At 37.9% G+C, this 19,244-nt stretch carries 15 protein-coding genes; 8 read left to right on the top strand and 7 right to left on the bottom strand.

Going from position 1 to position 19,244, the window contains the following annotated elements; translation table 11 throughout:
* Window positions 1-60: 60 nt before the first annotated feature.
* Window positions 61-615 carry a 3'-5' exonuclease gene (locus EGI05_RS03345; RefSeq protein ID WP_123261643.1) on the top strand — a complete coding sequence of 185 codons (555 nt, stop codon included), beginning with the start codon at window positions 61-63 and terminating at the stop codon, window positions 613-615.
* 70 nt (window positions 616-685) lie between these two features.
* Here EGI05_RS03345 and apaG read toward each other — a convergent pair whose 3' ends face one another.
* The 7 genes from apaG to glgB all read right to left on the bottom strand — a co-directional run bounded on the left by apaG (window position 686) and on the right by glgB (window position 11,223).
* Entirely contained in the window at window positions 686-1,096 is a 411-nt protein-coding gene (gene apaG, locus EGI05_RS03350; protein WP_228428538.1) for a Co2+/Mg2+ efflux protein ApaG, read from the bottom strand.
* 58 nt (window positions 1,097-1,154) lie between these two features.
* On the bottom strand, window positions 1,155-2,411 hold the full coding sequence (odhB, locus tag EGI05_RS03355) for a 2-oxoglutarate dehydrogenase complex dihydrolipoyllysine-residue succinyltransferase (RefSeq protein WP_123261645.1): 1,257 nt from the start codon (window positions 2,409-2,411) through the stop codon (window positions 1,155-1,157).
* A 41-nt stretch (window positions 2,412-2,452) separates the two neighbouring features.
* Window positions 2,453-5,266: a 2-oxoglutarate dehydrogenase E1 component gene (locus EGI05_RS03360; RefSeq protein WP_123261646.1), complete on the bottom strand. Its 2,814-nt coding sequence runs from the start codon at window positions 5,264-5,266 to the stop codon at window positions 2,453-2,455.
* Window positions 5,267-5,389: 123 nt separating this feature from the next.
* Entirely contained in the window at window positions 5,390-6,430 is a 1,041-nt protein-coding gene (locus EGI05_RS03365) for an SRPBCC domain-containing protein (RefSeq protein WP_123261647.1), read from the bottom strand.
* Window positions 6,431-6,575: 145 nt separating this feature from the next.
* Entirely contained in the window at window positions 6,576-7,844 is a 1,269-nt protein-coding gene (locus tag EGI05_RS03370) for a glucose-1-phosphate adenylyltransferase (protein WP_123261648.1), read from the bottom strand.
* 21 nt (window positions 7,845-7,865) lie between these two features.
* Window positions 7,866-9,272 (bottom strand): glycogen synthase, encoded by a 1,407-nt coding sequence (locus EGI05_RS03375; protein WP_123261649.1) that lies wholly within the window; start codon window positions 9,270-9,272, stop codon window positions 7,866-7,868.
* Between the two features lies 1 nt (window position 9,273).
* Window positions 9,274-11,223: a 1,4-alpha-glucan branching protein GlgB gene (glgB, locus tag EGI05_RS03380; RefSeq protein ID WP_185144951.1), complete on the bottom strand. Its 1,950-nt coding sequence runs from the start codon at window positions 11,221-11,223 to the stop codon at window positions 9,274-9,276.
* Window positions 11,224-11,433: 210 nt separating this feature from the next.
* Between glgB and EGI05_RS03385 the strand changes: the two genes are divergently transcribed.
* The 7 genes from EGI05_RS03385 (at window position 11,434) to EGI05_RS03415 (ending at window position 19,142) form a co-directional block, all read left to right on the top strand.
* On the top strand, window positions 11,434-12,555 hold the full coding sequence (locus EGI05_RS03385) for an alpha/beta hydrolase-fold protein (protein ID WP_123261651.1): 1,122 nt from the start codon (window positions 11,434-11,436) through the stop codon (window positions 12,553-12,555).
* A gap of 5 nt (window positions 12,556-12,560) precedes the next feature.
* Window positions 12,561-13,976: a leucyl aminopeptidase family protein gene (locus EGI05_RS03390; protein WP_123261652.1), complete on the top strand. Its 1,416-nt coding sequence runs from the start codon at window positions 12,561-12,563 to the stop codon at window positions 13,974-13,976.
* A 140-nt stretch (window positions 13,977-14,116) separates the two neighbouring features.
* Entirely contained in the window at window positions 14,117-15,328 is a 1,212-nt protein-coding gene (locus EGI05_RS03395) for an ATP-grasp domain-containing protein (RefSeq protein WP_123261653.1), read from the top strand.
* A gap of 80 nt (window positions 15,329-15,408) precedes the next feature.
* Window positions 15,409-16,122 (top strand): alpha/beta hydrolase-fold protein, encoded by a 714-nt coding sequence (locus EGI05_RS03400; RefSeq protein ID WP_123261654.1) that lies wholly within the window; start codon window positions 15,409-15,411, stop codon window positions 16,120-16,122.
* A gap of 48 nt (window positions 16,123-16,170) precedes the next feature.
* Window positions 16,171-17,124, top strand: a complete 954-nt coding sequence (locus tag EGI05_RS03405) for an ATP-grasp domain-containing protein (RefSeq protein WP_123261655.1) — start codon at window positions 16,171-16,173, stop codon at window positions 17,122-17,124.
* A gap of 31 nt (window positions 17,125-17,155) precedes the next feature.
* A complete protein-coding gene (locus EGI05_RS03410; RefSeq protein WP_123261656.1) occupies window positions 17,156-18,274 on the top strand; it encodes a carboxylate-amine ligase in 1,119 nt (372 codons plus the stop codon).
* A 34-nt stretch (window positions 18,275-18,308) separates the two neighbouring features.
* Window positions 18,309-19,142 (top strand): type 1 glutamine amidotransferase, encoded by an 834-nt coding sequence (locus tag EGI05_RS03415; protein ID WP_123261657.1) that lies wholly within the window; start codon window positions 18,309-18,311, stop codon window positions 19,140-19,142.
* Window positions 19,143-19,244 lie beyond the last annotated feature (102 nt).

The following is a 19,244-nucleotide window of genomic DNA, read 5'->3' on the forward strand; positions in this document are numbered from 1 at the left end:
TAAAAAAATATTGGAAATTAAGGGTAAATTTGTACATTTAATCTTTAATAACCTTTAATAATGGATTTCTGTGCAATAGATTTTGAAACCGCCACTCATGAGAGAAGTTCTGCTTGTGAATTGGGTATATGCATTGTACAGGATTCAAAGATCATAGAAACCAAAACATGGCTGATCAAGCCGCCAAGCTTTCCGTATTTTAACCCTTATAATGTAGATATCCATGGGATCACTCCGGATGATGTAAGAGACTCTCCTACTTTTGATGAAATCTGGTATGAAGTGGAAGAAATGATGTACGGAACGTTAATGATTGCCCACAATGCGAGTTTTGATGCTGGAGTTCTGAGAGGATGCCTTAATCATTACGGAATGTTCACCCCGAAGCTCAATTACCTTTGCAGCATTCAGCTTGCCAAGAAATCATGGAATTATCTTCCGCGCTACGGTTTAAAGCATCTGGCTGAATATCATCAGATAGAATTCAAGCATCACAGAGCCGGAGATGACGCCGAAGCATGTGCTAAAATTTCCTTACTGGCTTTTGAAAAGCTCTTACTTCTAAGCAATGAGGAAATACATGATCATATGAAGCTTAAGATTAAAAAGCTGTAATTCTCACTTATGCCAATGACTATGTAATCTTACCAGAATGTAAAGTTACTTCATGCCATTAATCTTGACTTTAATTGCTTAAAACTTCTGACAGCAGGTTGAATTTTGGAATATCGATCTCAAAATTCTCCTGGGTCTTCATGTTTTTCACCAAATATTTACCACTCATATTCCCCACTCCCGAACGTAGCATGACGTTGGAAAAATAGGCAAAATTATCATTGGCCGGTATTTCAGGAGTTAAACCGATCACACCATCACCGATAATTTCTGTGTATCCGAAACCAACATCAAAAATCAGCCACTTTCTTTTCAATATTTTTATAGGGAAATCACCTTCGTTTTCTATAGTGATATTGTATTTGAAAACGTATCGATTTTCAGAAGGGTAACTATTCTTGCTATCATATTCAGGAATTACTGAAACTTTGATATTTGAAGTTATTTTTGAAAACATCATTTTAGTATTTATCAAATACATACAAAAATCTCGCCTTTTTTGAGGCGAGATTTATAATTTATCATTATAATTTCATTAATTATAATTCAAGAGCTTTTCTTTCGTCACCTCCCATTAATACTTCAACAGGGTTATCAATACCTTCTTTTACCGCTACCAGGAATCCTACAGATTCTCTACCATCGATAATTCTGTGGTCATAAGACATCGCTACATACATCATTGGACGAATTACCACTTGTCCATCAACAGCAACTGGTCTTTGAATGATATTGTGCATTCCTAAGATTGCAGATTGAGGAGGGTTGATGATTGGTGTAGATAACATAGATCCGAATACACCACCATTGGTAATTGTAAATGTACCACCAGTCATTTCGTCAACCGTAATTTTACCGTCTCTTACTCTGTCAGCAAGATTTTTAATATTTGCTTCCACTCCTCTGAAAGACATTCCTTCAGCATTTCTCAATACCGGAACCATTAATCCTTTAGGACCTGAAACCGCAATGGAGATATCGCAGAAATCGTAGTTGATTTTGAAATCACCGTCGATAGATGCATTTACATCAGGGTACATTTGTAATGCTCTGGTAACAGCTTTCGTGAAGAAAGACATGAAACCAAGACCAATCCCGTGCTTTTGAGCAAATTCATCTTTATATTGTTTTCTGATTCTGAAGATTTCAGACATGTCTACTTCATTGAAAGTAGTTAACATCGCTGTTTCATTCTTCACAGAAACTAATCTTGCAGCTAATTTTCTTCTAAGAACAGAAAGTTTAGTTGTAGTTGTAGACCTTGAACCAGTAGCCGTTAATGAGCTACCTCCCATTGCAGGAACAGCAGCTAACTCAGCATCAGTTTTAGTGATTCTGCCGTCTCTTCCGCTTCCTGAAACCTGTCCTGCATCAATTCCTTTTTCGTCAAGGATTTTCTTTGCAGCAGGAGATGGAGCTCCGGTTGCATAAGTCTGAGCAGCAGCCGGTTGAGCCGCAGGTTTTGGAGCTTCTTGCTTAACTGGTTCAGCCGCTTTTGGAGCCTCCTCTTGTTTCGGAGCTTCAGCAGCTGGAGCAGCAGCGCCTTCCGGCTTAGCAGCATCCATATCAATTAAACAAACTACCTGACCTACTTGTACCACATCACCTTCTTCAGCTTTTAAAGTAATAACACCACTTTGTTCAGCAGGCAATTCCAGCGTTGCTTTGTCTGAGTCTACCTCAGCGATAGGTTGATCTTTTTCTACATAATCACCATCTTTTACAAGCCAAGTTGCAATTTCAACTTCTGTAATTGATTCGCCCGGTGAAGGAACTTTCATTTCTAAAACTGACATATTGAGTATTTTTTTTATTTTTTAATTGATTATTATTTTTATTAAGCTGTTACCGGTCTTTTTACAGGAGCATCGTTTCTGTCGAATACTCTGTTGATCACCGCATTTTGGTTTTTCTCAAACATTTTGTGGCTACCTGGAGCTGGTGCACCGCTAGGTACAGGAGCAATTACCTGGATTCCCGTATCTCTGAAGTTTCTCAGGATATAAGACCAAGCCCCCATATTTTCCGGTTCTTCCTGAGCCCAAACCAATTCTTTTCTATTTTCGTATTTATTGAAGATCGCTTCAATAGCATCTGCCTGAAGCGGATACAACTGCTCAAATCTTACTAACGCAATATTATCAGCATTCAATTCTTCTTTCTTCGCTAGTAATTCGAAATATAACTTACCTGAACAAAGAACCAATTTTTCCACTTTTTTAGGATCAGCAGTCGGATCGTCTAATACTGGCTGGAATGAACCATTGGCAAAATCTTCCAGTGGAGAAACTACTTTCGGGTGTCTCAACAGAGATTTCGGGCTCATTACTATTAATGGCTTTCTGAATGCCCACTTCAATTGTCTTCTTAATAAGTGGAAATAGTTAGCAGGAGATGTAATATTCGCTACCACCATGTTTTCGTTGGCACAAAGTGTCAGGAATCTCTCCAATCTTGCAGAAGAGTGTTCAGCACCCTGTCCTTCTGAACCGTGAGGCAATAACATCACCAATCCGTCCTGGATTTTCCATTTTTCCTCAGCAGCAGCCAAATACTGGTCAACAATAATCTGCGCTCCATTCACAAAATCCCCGAACTGAGCTTCCCAGATAGTTAATGTATTCGGAGAAGCCATTGCATATCCGTAATCGAATCCTAACACCCCATATTCTGAAAGGTGTGAGTTGTACACATCGAATCTGTTTTCAGAAACATGTCTTAACGGGATATATTCTTCTTCTGTATCTTCTGTTTTCACCACTGCATGTCTGTGAGAGAAAGTCCCTCTTTCCACATCTTCTCCGGAAATTCTTACGTTATGTCCTTCAGTAAGTAATGTAGCATATGCTAACCATTCTCCTAAAGCCCAGTCTAAAGAATTTCCTTCAATAGCTTTGATACGGTTTTCGAATAGTCTTGTAATTTTATTGATGAACTTTTTATCAGCCGGAAGTGTAGACATTTTAATCGCCAGTTCTTTCAGCTTAGCTAAGTCATATTTTGTATCAACTGTTTCCTGAACAGCTCCTCTTTTAGCAATTGGGTAGTTCGTCCAGTCTTCAGCCATAAACACGTCCATTACGTTCTTCTCGATCTCTTTGGATGCATCAAAGTCTTTATCTAAAAGTCCTTTGAAATCTGCTTCCATTTTAGCGATCACGTCATTGGAAGTAACGCTGTCCTTCAATAATTTATCTTTATAAATTTCTCTTGGGTTAGGATGTTTTGAAATAGTTTTATATAAATTAGGCTGTGTGAATCTTGGCTCATCCCCTTCGTTATGACCATATTTTCTATACCCTAATAAGTCGATGTATACATCTTTACCGAATTTAGCTCTGAAATCGGCAGCAAAGTGCATTGCATGAACTACTGCTTCAGCATCATCTGCATTCACATGCATTACAGGAGATTCTGTAACTTTTGCAATATCTGTACAATAGGTTGATGATCTTGCGTCAATATAGTTGGTGGTGAACGATACCTGGTTGTTAACAACAATATGAACCGTTCCTCCTGTTCTGTATCCTTCCAGTGTCATCATCTGAGCCACTTCGTAAGCGATTCCCTGACCAGCAATCGCACCATCACCGTGGATAATGATTGGCAATACTTTAGAGTAATCTTTGTATTTATCATCTACTTTTGCACGGCAGATTCCTTCTACAAGAGCTGCTACGGTTTCAAGGTGAGACGGGTTTGGAGTAAGGTTGATAGAAACTTCTTCTCCTGAAGCTGTTTTGATCTTTTTAGATGATCCTAAGTGATATTTAACGTCTCCTGAGAATACATCTTCTTCAAATTCTTTTCCTTCAAATTCTGAGAAGATTTGTTTGTAAGACTTTCCGAAGATATTGGATAATACGTTCAATCTTCCTCTGTGAGCCATCCCTAACACAACCTCATCTACTCCTAATTGAGAAGATCTTGAGATCAATTGGTCCAATGCAGGAATCAACGTTTCTCCTCCTTCCAACGAGAATCTTTTTTGTCCTACGAATTTGGTGTGAAGATAGTTTTCAAAAGCAACAGCCTGATTTAATTTTAATAAGATCTCAGTTTTTTCATTGGCTGAAAGATTGGGATGGTTTTCGTTTACCTGTAACCATTTTTTGATATAATCTTTCTCCTCAACATTGTTAATGTGCATATATTCCACCCCGATAGAATCACAGTAAATGTTTTCTAAGTGAGTGATAAGATCTTTCAATGTTGCAGGCTCTTTCATTCCTGTTTCTACCGCACAACTGAATTTTGTATTCAGGTCTTCTTTAGACAATCCGAAATTTTCGATGTCTAAAGTAGGGGTATAATGTCTTCTTTCTCTAACCGGGTTAGTTTTGGTAAACAAGTGACCTCTTGTTCTGTATGCTTCGATAAGGTTTACAACCTTGAATTCTTTTTTGATCTGTTCAGGAACTTCTCCGTTGGAAACTGCCTGAGAAATTTGTTGTGCTACAGGAGCAGCATTAGCCGAAGCCTGAGTATATTGAATGCTATCGTCATCGCTATAGTTCTCTAAAGCAAAATCAAAGCCTTGAAAGAAAGCTTTCCATGATGGTTCTAAAGAGTCCGGGAATTTTAAATACTGTTGGTATAAGTCCTCAATTAACTGAGAATGAGCTGCGTTTAGGAATGAAAATCTGTCCATTATTACAGTGTATCTATTATTAAAATTTGTTTGTAGAATTAATCTTCAAATTTAATAAAAAAAACCGACTTGGGATAGCTTCAAACCGTTAAAAAAAACATAAACGCGATAAATATCAGGAATTTACTTAAACACCGTTAAAGAGAGCTTTATGTTAACATCCTGATCTTCCATAGGACGCTCAATAAAGGTTTGTTGAACATCACCAAAACGCATTTCATCTTTTTTAGCTTTTTGGATCAGCTGCTGAATCGCTTTGACTCTCCCGGCATAAGTTCCTTTGTAATACATGACGTAATTCTGGCTGGGATTTACCGTTCTGAAACTAAAGTTATTATCTGTAACTCCCATCTTCTTGGACAAAGGAATACCAATGAAATAGGAAATTTCTTTATCTTTATAATTATCTGCATCCGTCATCAGCATAGGGTACCCGAATTCATCATCTTTTTTGCCTAAATCCATTGTCACATAGTTGTACACTTTGTTGTAGTTCATCACAATATTTCTGTACAACGCATCTTTTTTGTTGGAAGCACTTACATTGATCCCCAACAATAGTTTTTCTTCCTCATTTTCCACCATCAGACTATCGTATTTTATGGCAGCCAGCTGATTGTCTTTTTCTACTTTATTTCCAAGCACATTCCTTAAGGTTGCCATGCTTTTATCAATATTTTCAACGAAACGATCCTCCGTCCAGAAGTTCTGTACTCTTCTGAACACCGAAAGCTTCGGCGTATGGACATACCAGGTGATTTTAGTTTTATTCGCTGAAAGCGCTTTAAATTTCACATCTACAAGGGTAGGATTTTCATTCTTATCTTCAAAAAGCTGATATCTTAATGTCTTATTGGGGTTTTCATACCGAATGAACATTTCTCCATCCGTATCATTTTTAGGGTCTGTATAACTGATGGCGCTTCCCTGCCCTTCATAAGGAGTATAATAATCAATATCAATAGACTGGGAACTTTTAAAAAAATTATTCCATCTCGTGAAATTCTGTAGATTATTAAATTGTGAAAACACTTTATCTACCGGATAATCTATTTCCTTTTCAATCTGAAAATTTTTGCTTTCATCCACAAAATAATACATGGAAAGCGCATAAGCACCTACCAGAAAAAGAATAATAACAGCTATGATTTTTATAAAACGCATCGCACAAAAGTAATACAAATAAAAAAAGTGACCAATAAGTTGATCACTATAGTTGTATGTTAAAATTGTTTAAAATTATTGAAGATGGAAGTTATTGAACTTATAATATTAAAACTTCCATCATCCGGCTTCAAACTCCCTACTTTTATCCGATATGAGTTCCCGGAGGAAGCACCGCTCCTTTTTTCACCACTACAATACCGTCCTGAACGGAGTGGGTACCGTAATCTCCATCTGGCAAGTGTTTCCCGCCTATGATTCTTACATTATCTCCAATATAGCAATTTTTATCAAGAATTGCCTTTTCAATATAGCAGTACTTCCCGATTCCCATATTAGGACGGCCTCCTCTGTCATTCATCACTATTTCAGCAGTATTCTGATAGAAATCGGCTCCCATTACATAAGAATTAACGATCGTACTTCCTTTATCTATTCTCGTTCTGTTTCCTATCACCGAATTTTCGATTTTATCTGCCATAATAATGCATCCATCGCCAAAAACGGCTTTACTTACGTAGGAACCATTAATTTTGGATGGCGGAAGCATTCTCGCTCTTGTGTAAATAGGCGAAGAAGAAAAAAGGTTGAACTGTGGAAAATCCTGGCAAAGATCAAGATTAGCCTCATAGAATGACTCTATAGTTCCGATATCAGTCCAATATCCTTCATACTGATAGCTTAATGTGGTATACTTCCCTATGGAGCTCGGAATAATATCTTTCCCAAAGTCGTCTCCCGCTCCTTCTTCAAACATCTTTTTGAGGATATTTTTAGTAAAGATATAGATTCCCATAGAAGCTAAATATTCTTTTCCTTTGTGTTTGTTCTCATCGGAAACCTCAGATTTCAGACCTTCCAACAGATCAAATCCCGGTTTTTCCACAAAAGAGGTGATATTCCCATCATCATCTGATTTCAAAATCCCAAAACCGGTAGCGTCCTTTGCATTCACCGGAATCGTAGCAATCGTTACATCGCCTCCGTTTTCAATGTGAAAGTCCAGCATTTCCCTGAAATCCATCTGATACAACTGGTCTCCGGAAAGAATCAGGATATAATCGTAATCATATTTTTCAAGATGCTTCATCGACTGGCGAACTGCATCCGCCGTTCCCTGATACCAACTGTCGTTTTCCACATTCTGCTCCGCAGCAAGAATATCTACAAAACCTCTGCTGAAAATATCAAAATGATAAGAGTTTTTAATATGTGAGTTTAATGAAGCTGAATTAAACTGCGTCAAAACCAAAATTTTATTCAGTCCGGAATTCAGGCAATTTGAAATCGGAATATCTACCAAACGGTATTTTCCTGCAATCGGAACCGCAGGTTTAGACCTTGAATAGGTTAACGGAAAAAGCCTTGTTCCTCTACCTCCTCCCAAAACAATGGAAATAACATTGTGTTTCATAATTATCTTGCGTTTTTATATTTAGTTATTGTATAAAGCTATATATTTTTCTGCAGATTTCTCCCATGCGAAATCAAACTGCATATTCGCCTCAATCAGTTTTTCCATTGTGTCTTTTTTGTTGTAGAGAGTAATACCTCTGTTAATGGCATGGATCATATCATCAACTCCGGGATAGGTAAAATTCAGTCCTGCTCCGCCAGTGGAAATATCAGCCACTGTATCTTTCAGCCCTCCGGTATATCTTACTACAGGAATCGTTCCATACCTCATGGAATACATTTGGTTCAGTCCGCATGGTTCTACTCTTGACGGCATTAGTAAAAAGTCCGCCGAAGCATATATTTTATGCGAAAGATGTTCCTTATATCCTAAATCCAAAGCAAAATTGCTGTATGTATAATCATATTCCTTCAGCTTATTTTCAATATAAGGGTTTCCGGACCCAAGTATCATAATATTCAAAGCCCCGTAACTCTGTTTTATACTTCTCCATACCATATCGGGAAGCAGATCCGCTCCTTTTTCTGTTGCAAACCTTCCGATGAAGGCAAACAAAGGAAGTTCCGGTTTCAAGCCATATTCTTTACAAAGCTTCTCTTTATTTTTCTTCTTTTGGGCAACCGCATTTTTAATACTATAATTAAAATCAAGCATCGGATCGGTTTCCGGATTCCATACTTCCGTATCAATTCCATTGATGATTCCGTAAGCTTTGCTGAACTCCTGACGCACCAGACTTTCCAACCCTCTGAATCCTATATACAGCTCTTCCAAATAACCTTCGGAAACAGTGGTAAAAGCATGAGAACATTTGATCATTGAAGCTAATGGATTGATCAATCCGTTCCAGTCTAAAAATCCCCATTTCCAGGAATCGAAATAAGGCATATAATTAGCCATATTCCAGCTCATCATCCCCTGATATTCTCCGTTATGGATAGTTCCTATGGTTTTCACTCCTTTAAGGAATTCAAATTCGGGACAGTTTTCAATCATAAAAGGAACCAGTCCTGTATGATAATCGTGGCAGTGTAAAACATCCGGCCGAATCTGCATAGCACTCAGCCAATGCAAGGCTCCATGCTGAAAGGCTAAAAACTGAAAGCTTTCATCCTGATATCCATAAGGATTATCGCGGTCCAAAAGCCCGGGAATTTTCACCATGTACAATTCAAAACCTAGTACATTCGTTTTTTCCTTCATGACCTGAACCTGAAGCATATTCGGTCCCTGATGAATAAAACCATCAAAAACTATGTCAAACTCATGATCATAAAAAAAAGATTTATTGTACCAAGGCATTACGACTTTAGCATCAACCCCTTTTATTTTATTTTGGTATTTAGGCAACGCTCCTACTACATCTGCCAAACCTCCGACTTTTGCCACCGGATAACATTCCGTACTAAGGTGATAAACAACCATTCTACTTTTTATGTAATTTAATTCTGTGTAATTTATATTTTTTGTCTTTTCTCTGTCTTAAGATCACTCCGGCCAAAGGCGGTAATTTCAGGGTAATAGATTTCGGGTGATTCATCCATTCTTCATATTCTTCTCTGATCACTTCCGGCTTCACTCCGCTTCCGCTATATCGTTCATCATCGGAATTGAAAATAACTTCCCAATGAGTACCACTATTCACTCCTATTTTATAATCCATAACCTGAGGCGTAAGATTTAACACCACCATAAAAACATCTTCTCTTTTTTTGCCTTTCCTCAGATATACATAAACGGAATTGTTCTCATCATTGGCTTCAACCCATTCAAAACCATTGGGATTGAATTGATTTTCATAAAAAGCGGGTTCAGATCGGTAAATATGATTCAGATCTTTCACCACGTTCTGCACCCCTTGATGCACCGGATATTGCAATAAATGCCAATCTAAACTTTGGGTGAAGTTCCATTCGCTTGTCTGTCCAAATTCATCACCCATAAACAAGAGTTTTGCTCCGGGATGGGTATACATATACACGTATAAAGCCCGAAGATTAGCAAATTTCTGCCACTCGTCTCCCACCATTTTGTAAATCAGGCTTGCTTTTCCGTGTACTACTTCATCATGAGACAAAGGCATCATATAATTTTCATTATACATGTACATGGAAGCAAAAGTTAGCTTATGATGATGATATTTTCTACTGCCCGGTTCTTCTTTAAAATAATCCAGTGTATCATGCATCCACCCCATCATCCATTTCATCCCGAATCCTACTCCGCCGTCATGTACCGGTTTGGTCAGCAGCGGAAAATCAGAGCTTTCTTCTGCAATGGTCATGATACTATTTCCAAATTCTTTATAAACAGCAGTATTAAAATCCTGTAAAAAGGCTTTCGCTTCAAGGTTTACATTTCCTCCATGTATATTAGGCTCCCATTCCCCCTCATTCCTGGAATAATCCAGATGCAGCATGGAAGTCACCGCATCTACCCGTAATCCATCTGCATGATAACGCTCCAGCCAGAACATCGCATTGGAAATAAGAAAAGATTTCACTTCATTCCTTCCATAGTTGAAAATGTGTGATTTCCAGTCCGGATGAAAACCTTTTCGGGGGTCCTCATGCTCATATAAAAAAGAACCGTCAAAACGGTGCAGTCCATTAGCATCTCCCGGAAAATGAGATGGTACCCAATCCAAAATAACTCCGATATCATTTTTATGAAGCTCATCAATCAGATACATCAGATCCTGCGGAGAACCGAAGCGAGACGTTGCAGCATAAAAACCTGTGATCTGATATCCCCAGCTTGGGTCATACGGATATTCCATAACGGGCATAAACTCCACATGAGTAAAACCCATTTCTTTAATATAAGGAACAAGCTTTTTAGCAATATCCCTGTAATTCAAAAATCTGTCGGGAGCATCTCCATCTCTCACCCAGGACCCCAAGTGAAGCTCATAAACTGAAATAGGGGCCTCCAGATTATTTTTTTTCCATCGGTTTTGAATCCATTCTTTATCCCCCCATTCGTACCAGGTCGTAGAAACCAATGAAGCAGCCTGAATATTCTGTTCCCAGCTTAATGCATAGGGATCACTTTTCTCCAGAATTTCCCCGTAAGCGGTTTCAATGGCGTATTTATATAAGGTTCCCCACGTTAATCCCGCAATAAAGCCTTCCCAAATTCCGGATTCATCCCAACGGGGATATAAAATATGGTCTTTATGATTCCAGTGATTAAAGTTCCCGATCACGGAAACTTTTTTAGCATTCGGGGCCCAAACCGAAAAATATACCCCCTGAATTCCGTCTTTTTCTACAGAATGGGCTCCAAACTTATCATACAGCTTATAGTGCTTACCCTCCTTAAAAAGGTAAATATCATGCTCTGTGAAAAGCGTGTATGTTTTAACAGAATTCATCAAGGCTGTTTTAATTTTATATTTTCATTGAAACTACAAAAAATATTAACAATAATCGTTACATATTATTGAAATAATTATTATGTTAATTCCCTCTTTTACCCGTTTTCTCAAATATATCATTTTTTCAATCAACGTTTTTATGATTTCAAAATAATCTATAAAAAGATTTTTTATAAATTTAGTGTTTAATTTTTTTCAACACATATGATGAGGTTCGAACTTTATACGGAAGAAAACGATGACAGAACGGTTTATATCACAGGGAATTTCAACAATTGGAACCCTAAAGATTATAATTACCAGCTTAAAGCGTCAAGTTCCGGGACTTATTTTATTGACATTGACGACGGTATCCTTCCGGACCATATTGAATACAAATTCACCAAAGGAGGCTGGGAAAATGTAGAGCTGGATAAATATGGAAATATTACCCCTAACCGTAAAATTGAAAAATCAGCAGGAAAAATTTCGGATATTGTGGAAAAATGGAGGCTCAACTGGGGACCTTTCAAAAAGGAATTTTTCCCTATTGCTGAAATCATTTCGGAGGAATTTTATATTCCGCAGCTTGACCGTTACCGCAAAGTCTGGGCTCTTTTACCTTACGACTACTATGTTTCCGATAAAAGTTACCCTGTTTTATATCTTCAGGATGCACAGAACCTGTTCAATGAAGGGAGCGGTTACGGAAACTGGGAAATCGACAAAAAACTATCCATCCTTGCGGAATATGGCAGAGGGGATTTAATTATCATAGCCATAGAACACGGCAGCGAAGAAAGAATCAAAGAATATATATTCGATAATGATCATGTGGCCAATGGTTCCGAAGGGAAAAAATACATCCGTTTCATTACGGATACTTTGAAACCTTTTGTGGATGAAAACTACAGGACCAAAAAAGACAGGGACAATACAGGTATCGGCGGAAGCTCTTTGGGGGCTTTAATCAGCATTTACAGTGGTTTTCTTTATCCTGAAGTCTATTCCAAATTATTGATCTTCTCCCCTTCTCTTTGGGTAGAGCCGAACAACAATTTCCCCATGATGAATTTCAGAGTTCCCTATAAAATGAAGATCTATTTATACGGAGGCGAAAAAGAAGGCGCTAAAATGGTAAAAAGGATCCATCTTTTTGAAGAATACCTGCGAAGATGGGAAAAGAAAAACCTTTTTGATTTTGAATTCAGAACCAACATTAATCCGGAAGGAGAACACAGTGAATTTTATTGGTCTCAGGAATTTCCAAGAGCTATAGAATGGTTGTATTATGACAATAGTGAAAACCCTGTAGAAGTAAAACCACAACAGAAAAGCATCAAAAATTAACAGGCATGAAATTAATAAATAAAAGAAATAAACAATATACTCAGGTCTTTCATCTGTTCACCGAAGAAGAATGGACTAAAACCAGCAAAAATTTCAATAAAAATATTTCCACGTTTTTCACGGGAAAGAAAAATGAAGTTTTCATCAATGCCCATGAAGAAGGCATTACCTATTTTATCGGTCTCGGAAAATCAACTTTAGCGGATTTTGAAATTCAGCAGGTGGCCAATAAATTCTCTCAAACACAAAAGAAAAATATCCGGACAGTTCCCACATTGTTTTTGGCTGATTTTTTCAATGAAAAACAGTTTGAAGAATTCATCAAAGGGCTTCTACTTGGAACTTATCATTATCCGTTTGATAAAAGCCATCCTTTCTGGAATTCCAAATTTGAAATTCATGTTGAAAATTTAAGCCCTAAAAAATTAGATGCCATTCTTCAAAGATCGGAAGCTTTATGTAACGGACAAACTGCCTGTCAGGATTGGTTGAACAAACCAGCCAATCTTAAAAAACCTGATATTTTTAATGCTTATCTGAAAAATCTTGCTAAAAAATATCAACTAAAATATACAGCTTTTAACAGAAAAAAATGTGAAGAGCTGGGATTGGGAGCCTATCTTGCAGTGAATCAAGGAAGCGCTTATGACGCAGCTTTCACGATTTTAGAATATACTACAACCGTTAAAAAAGCTAAAACCATAGGTTTAGTCGGAAAATGTGTATTGTTTGATACCGGAGGGATTTCCCTGAAAAACCCAACCAATATGCATTATATGAAATCCGATATGGGTGGAGCTACTGCTGTTTTAGGGACATTGATCTATGCCTCGGAAATGAATCTTCCGGTAAATATTATTGCCGTTTTGCCTATTACAGACAATGCAATTTCAGAAAGTGCATACCTTCCAAGCGATGTTATTACCGCCTACAATGGAAAGACCATAGAAGTTCTTGATACAGACGCCGAAGGAAGAATGACTTTAGCCGATGGACTCTCCTATCTTACTAAAAACTATAAAACAGATATTGTTATTGATTTGGCAACATTGACAGGTAGTGCAGTAAGAATGTTTGGCGATACTTGCGGTGCGTTATTCTCCAATAATGAAGAATTGAAAAATCTTTTGATCAAAACCGGTGATGCTACCAACCAAAGACTATGGAATCTTCCATTATGGGACGTTTGGAAAGATGATATCCAGTCTGATGTCGCCGATCTGAAAAACATTTCCATGAAGCCTATTGGAGACTGTATTATTGCCGCCAAATTTCTGGAGCAATTCATTGAAAACCACCCTAAGTGGGCTCATTTGGACATTGCCGGGGTTGCTTTTGGAAACACCAATTATTCTAAAGAAAAAGCAGCAACAGGATATGGGGTACAACTTTTATCACATTTAATTGAAAATTATCACTAAAAATTAGTTTTTTACAAAATTTCTCTGTATAATTGAGTTAGGATTTTCAAAAGCGCATCATATTTCGGATTTTGATATTAAATAATCAATAAAAAATTGCTTTTATTTTTGAAAATCCATCAAATTTTAAAAAACATTATATGGAGGAGAAAACAATAGTATGTATTTCGTGCTATTACAAGGGCTATGATTTCATGGATGAAATGAAGAAGCTCGGTAATAAAATTATCTTAGTAACATCCGAAAATCTTAAAGAAAAAAACTGGCCATGGCATGCCATTGACGAGGTATTTTACATGCCCGAGCTGAAACCTTCTGTCTGGAATCTGGATCATCTTATCCAAGGATTTTCTCATCTGATGCAAACAAGAAAAGTAAATGCTGTAGTTGCTTTGGATGATTATGATGTGGAAAAGGCCGCCCTGATCAGAGAGACCTTCCGAATTCCCGGGATGGGACAGACTACGCACCGTTATTTCAGAGATAAACTTGCCATGCGGCAAAAAGCTAAAGATTCAGGGATTAATGTACCGGAATTTACTGCTGTTTTCAATAATGATGAGGTGAATCAATTTATAGAAAATATACCCGCTCCATGGGTTCTGAAACCCCGCTCAGAAGCATCTGCATCAGGAATTAAAAAATTAGCGACCAAAGAACAGCTTTGGGAAGCTTTAGATGCCCTTGGGGAAGAACGCCATCTGTTTTTATTAGAAAGCTTTAAACCTGGAGATGTGTATCATGTGGACAGCTTAACATTTAATAAAGAAATTGTTTTTACTTCCGCTTCCAAATACTTAGCCCCTCCTATGCAGGTTTCTCACGAAGGAGGTGTTTTCAGAAGTAAAACGCTGGGAAGGTATTCCGATGAATTCAAATCGCTGGAACAGGTAAATGCTAAAGTACTTTCCAGTTTTGGATTGCTGAATGGAGCTACCCATACGGAATTTATCCGTAGCAAGGAAGATGGGAAATGGTATTTCCTTGAAACCTCTTCCAGGGTTGGAGGAGCTCATATTCCTGATCTTGTGGAAGCTTCAAGCAATATCAATATATGGCGGGAATGGGCCAAAATTGAAGATGCCCTTTTAAGAGGCAAAAACTATGAAGTGGCTAAACCTACAGGATATTATTCCGGGCTAATTGTTGCTTTAATCAAAGATAAAGAGCCGGATTACAATGAATTTGAATGTGATGAAGTAGTTAAATTCTTACCTATCGATTATCATGTGGGAATCGTTTATAAATCCAATGATTCCACTGTGGTACAGGAAAGACTCGACAGTGCTGCTGAAAAAATCCAGGCCGATATGCTGAACATCCTTCCACCGAAAGGGAAACCTACAAGTTAAGAAGTTAGGCGAAATTATTATTGATAACTCATCACTATAAAAATTAATCATCACTAATCAATTATCATTTATATTAAAGCATGCCGCAAATAGAACATACCGACTATTATTCCCATATATTAGGAACCAGCCTTAAAGTAGAAGTAACCGGGCATTACGGATACCCGATTGTCATGTTTCCAACTTCCCAGGGACAATATACCCAAAACCACGATTTCCATCTCAATGGAAGTATCAATTGGTTCATTGAGCAGGGAAAAGTAAAGCTTTATAATATTCAGACTATTGACGCCTGGAGCTTTTACGATGAAAAAATATCTCCACAACAAAGAATCAAGAACTATGAATTATATGTACAGTTTTTAATCAAAGAATTTATTCCTTATATCCAAAAACTTCATCAAACCCATCGCGTTGCGGTGGCGGGAGCCAGTTTTGGCGGATACCATGCAGCCAATTTTGCATTCAGGTTTCCTGACGTGGTTTCTCACTTGTTCTGTCTTTCAGGAGCATTCAGCATCAGGAATTTTATGGATGGGTATTCCGATGAATTAGTCTACTTCAATTGCCCGAGAGAGTTTGTGAAAAATGATGAGGCATGGAAGTATAAACATATGCATATTGTGTTGAGTACTTCCGACCAGGATATCTGCAAAGACAAAAATCTGGAAATGGCAGAAATATTAAGTTCCAAAGGGATTGATTTCTGGTATGATGAACGAAAATGGATCAATCACGACTGGCCATTATGGAGAATGGTTTTCCCAACATTCATCGGGGCTTTCTTCTCCTGAAAACTGGTATTTGAAAAAAATTAGTATACAACATTAAAAACAACAATTATGACAAAAAAAGTGGGAATTCTATTTGGAATGGAAGATACATTTCCCTGGGCGTTTATAGAAAAGGTAAATGAGCTGGGTGGCGGAGAAATTATTGCAGAGCCTGTAAATATCGACAAACTGGAGCAAGGAGCAGATTATGGTTATGCAGTAATTATTGACAGAATCTCGCAGGACGTTCCCTTTTACAGAGCTTATCTGAAGAATGCAGCATTGAATGGCACCTACGTGATTAATAATCCATTCTGGTGGAGTGCCGATGAAAAATTCTTCAATAACGCTTTGATGACCAAACTGGGAATTCCACTTCCTAAAACAGTATTGCTTCCTTCTCATGAAAGGCCGACCAATACTTCGGAAACCTCATTCAGAAATTTAAAATTCCCTCATGACTGGGATTATATTTTCAACTATGTGGGCTTTCCTGCGTATATGAAGCCTCATGATGGTGGTGGCTGGAGAAATGTCTACAGGGTGGAAAATCCTGAAGATATGTGGAATAAACTAAGCGAAACGGAACAGCTAGTAATGATGGTTCAGGAAGAGATTATTTTCCAGGATTATTACAGGGTGTATTGCTTAGGGAAGAAATATGTTCACATCATGCCTTATGAGCCTAGAAACCCTCATCATTTACGATATGCAACAACTCATCAAACACAGGGTGAAGAACTGGAAAAACTACTGAAAACTATTCATGATTATACGATCAAAATGAATGAAGCTTTAGGATATGATTTCAATACTGTAGAATTTGCTGTAAGAGATGGCATTCCTTACGCTATTGATTTCTGCAACCCTGCACCGGATGCCGACAGAAATTCTGTAGGAGAAGATAACTTCGCATGGATCGTAGAGCATGCCGCAAAGCTGGCTATTGAAAAAGCCAAAGAATATGTTCCTGGGAAACCTAATATCTCTTGGGGAACATTTGTAAAAGAATCAGCTAAATAACCATTATTAAAAAATACAAACACAGAAAAAAATGCATCAATTTACTATCGGAATCGAAGAAGAGTATCAGATCATTGATGTTGAGAGCAGGGATCTAGTTTCTCATGTTTCGAAAATTATTGAGGGCGGAAAGGCCGTTTTAAGTGAAAATTTAAAACACGAAATGCATGAATCCATGGTTGAAATGGAAACAGGCATCTGCCAGAATATCCAGGAAGCCAGAACAGAGCTTACCAACTTGAGAAGACACCTGATCAATATTGCCCATGAGCAAGGATTACGTGTTTCAGGAGGCGGAACCCACCCTTTTTCAAACTGGGAACATAATACCATTACGGATGGGGAACGCTACCACAAAATTGTAGACGACATGGGTGATGTAGCGCGAGGCAATCTTATTTTCGGGCTCCATGTTCATATCGGTATCCCGAATCGTGAAGAAGGAGTGCGGATTCAGAATGTCATGCGTTATTTCCTTCCTCACGTCTATGCCCTTTCTACCAACTCTCCTTTCTGGATCGGAAGAAGTACTGGGTTCAAATCTTACCGACAGGAAATCTTCGTCAAATTCCCAAGAACAGGGATTCCGAGTTATTTTAATTCATTGGCTGAGTTTGACAGCTATGTTGATCTGCTTGTGAAAACCGGAACCATTGATAATGCCAAGAAAATATGGTGGGATCTAAGAGTGCATCCATTCTACCCTACCATTGAGTTCAGGATTTGCGATATGCCGTTGAGAATTGACGAAACGGTATGTTTAGCCGCTATCATGCAAAGTCTGGTCGCTAAAATTTATAAACTTCACCAGCAAAATTTAAGCTTCAGGAGTTATAGAAGATTATTATTGAACGAAAATAAATGGCGGGCTTCCAAAAGTGGAATTGAAGCCCATCTTATCGATTTTGGGAAAGAAGAATCTGTTCCTTATCCGGACCTTTTAAAAGAGCTTCTTGAGTTCATTGATGACGTGGTGGACGAATTGGGATGCAGAAAAGAAGTGGAATATGCATGGACGATCTTACAAAATGGAACCGGTGCAGACAGACAGCTTAAAATTTTCAATGAGACCGGTGATCTTACCAAAGTGGTGGACTATATGATCTCTGAAACAGAGTATGGCATAACACATGGCGAACCCGCTTCATAATTTTTTGATAACTTTGCCAAAAATATGAAGTAGTATGAAAGATATTCGAATGGCTTTGTTGGATTTAAACAACAACCATGTCAATCAGGGTTTTAGAAACATCAGAGAGATTTCTGAGGCATTCCAGCAAAGTTCGGAAGAAAACGTAAGTATACAGACCTTTGATGTGAGGTATAAAAATGAAATGCCGAACGTTGAAGATTTTGATATTTTCATTTCTTCAGGCGGGCCGGGAACTCCACATAAAGAAGGTTTTGAATGGGAAGAAAAGTATGGGAATTTCCTGGATGCTATTTATGAGCACAATCAATTCAACGAAAATAAAAAATACCTTTTCTTAATCTGCCATTCATTCCAACTGGCAAGTATTCACTGGGAACTGGGTAATATCTGCAAAAGAAAATCCTATTCTTTCGGAGTAATGCCGGTTCATAAAACGGAAGAAGGTGAACAGGAATTTTTATTTAAAAATCTTCCGGATCCTTTCTATGCGGTGGATTCAAGAGCGTACCAGTTTATTGAGCCGAACCATGACCGTTTTGAAGAATTAGGAATGCAAATCGTTGCCATTGAAAAATTCCGTCCTCATATCAATCTTGAAAGAGCTGTAATGGCGGTTCGTTTTTCAGAGGAGATCTTCGGCACCCAATTCCACCCTGAAGCTGATCCTGCCGGAATGATGGAAAACTTGAAAGACGAAAAGAATAAAGAAGCCATGATTGAAAACTTCGGAATGGAGAAGTATCTTGAAACGCTGGACAGAATGGATGACGAGGATAAAATTGTGCTTACCAGAAGCCAGATCCTTCCAAGATTCCTGCAATTTGCCAAAAAAAGTATTTTGAAAGGTGTTGCTGTAATGGCATAATGAATAGTTGATGATTGATAAATGATAGTTGATGAATAATTATATTTTTCATCTCAATTTAAAATCTTTTTATAATTTTTAAGTTGTTATGCTAAACACAAA

It is taken from the genome of Chryseobacterium daecheongense (assembly GCF_003729955.1).
Lineage (GTDB): Bacteria > Bacteroidota > Bacteroidia > Flavobacteriales > Weeksellaceae > Chryseobacterium > Chryseobacterium daecheongense.

Excerpts from the sequence above, each read along its gene's own strand:
- EGI05_RS03345 (WP_123261643.1), top strand. The coding sequence starts at position 61 with ATGGATTTCTGTGCAATAGATTTTGAAACCGCCACTCATGAGAGAAGT.
- apaG (WP_228428538.1), bottom strand. The coding sequence starts at position 1,096 with ATGTATTTGATAAATACTAAAATGATGTTTTCAAAAATAACTTCAAAT.
- odhB (WP_123261645.1), bottom strand. The coding sequence starts at position 2,411 with ATGTCAGTTTTAGAAATGAAAGTTCCTTCACCGGGCGAATCAATTACA.
- EGI05_RS03360 (WP_123261646.1), bottom strand. The coding sequence starts at position 5,266 with ATGGACAGATTTTCATTCCTAAACGCAGCTCATTCTCAGTTAATTGAG.
- EGI05_RS03365 (WP_123261647.1), bottom strand. The coding sequence starts at position 6,430 with ATGCGTTTTATAAAAATCATAGCTGTTATTATTCTTTTTCTGGTAGGT.
- EGI05_RS03370 (WP_123261648.1), bottom strand. The coding sequence starts at position 7,844 with ATGAAACACAATGTTATTTCCATTGTTTTGGGAGGAGGTAGAGGAACA.
- EGI05_RS03375 (WP_123261649.1), bottom strand. The coding sequence starts at position 9,272 with ATGGTTGTTTATCACCTTAGTACGGAATGTTATCCGGTGGCAAAAGTC.
- glgB (WP_185144951.1), bottom strand. The coding sequence starts at position 11,223 with ATGAATTCTGTTAAAACATACACGCTTTTCACAGAGCATGATATTTAC.
- EGI05_RS03385 (WP_123261651.1), top strand. The coding sequence starts at position 11,434 with ATGAGGTTCGAACTTTATACGGAAGAAAACGATGACAGAACGGTTTAT.
- EGI05_RS03390 (WP_123261652.1), top strand. The coding sequence starts at position 12,561 with ATGAAATTAATAAATAAAAGAAATAAACAATATACTCAGGTCTTTCAT.
- EGI05_RS03395 (WP_123261653.1), top strand. The coding sequence starts at position 14,117 with ATGGAGGAGAAAACAATAGTATGTATTTCGTGCTATTACAAGGGCTAT.
- EGI05_RS03400 (WP_123261654.1), top strand. The coding sequence starts at position 15,409 with ATGCCGCAAATAGAACATACCGACTATTATTCCCATATATTAGGAACC.
- EGI05_RS03405 (WP_123261655.1), top strand. The coding sequence starts at position 16,171 with ATGACAAAAAAAGTGGGAATTCTATTTGGAATGGAAGATACATTTCCC.
- EGI05_RS03410 (WP_123261656.1), top strand. The coding sequence starts at position 17,156 with ATGCATCAATTTACTATCGGAATCGAAGAAGAGTATCAGATCATTGAT.
- EGI05_RS03415 (WP_123261657.1), top strand. The coding sequence starts at position 18,309 with ATGAAAGATATTCGAATGGCTTTGTTGGATTTAAACAACAACCATGTC.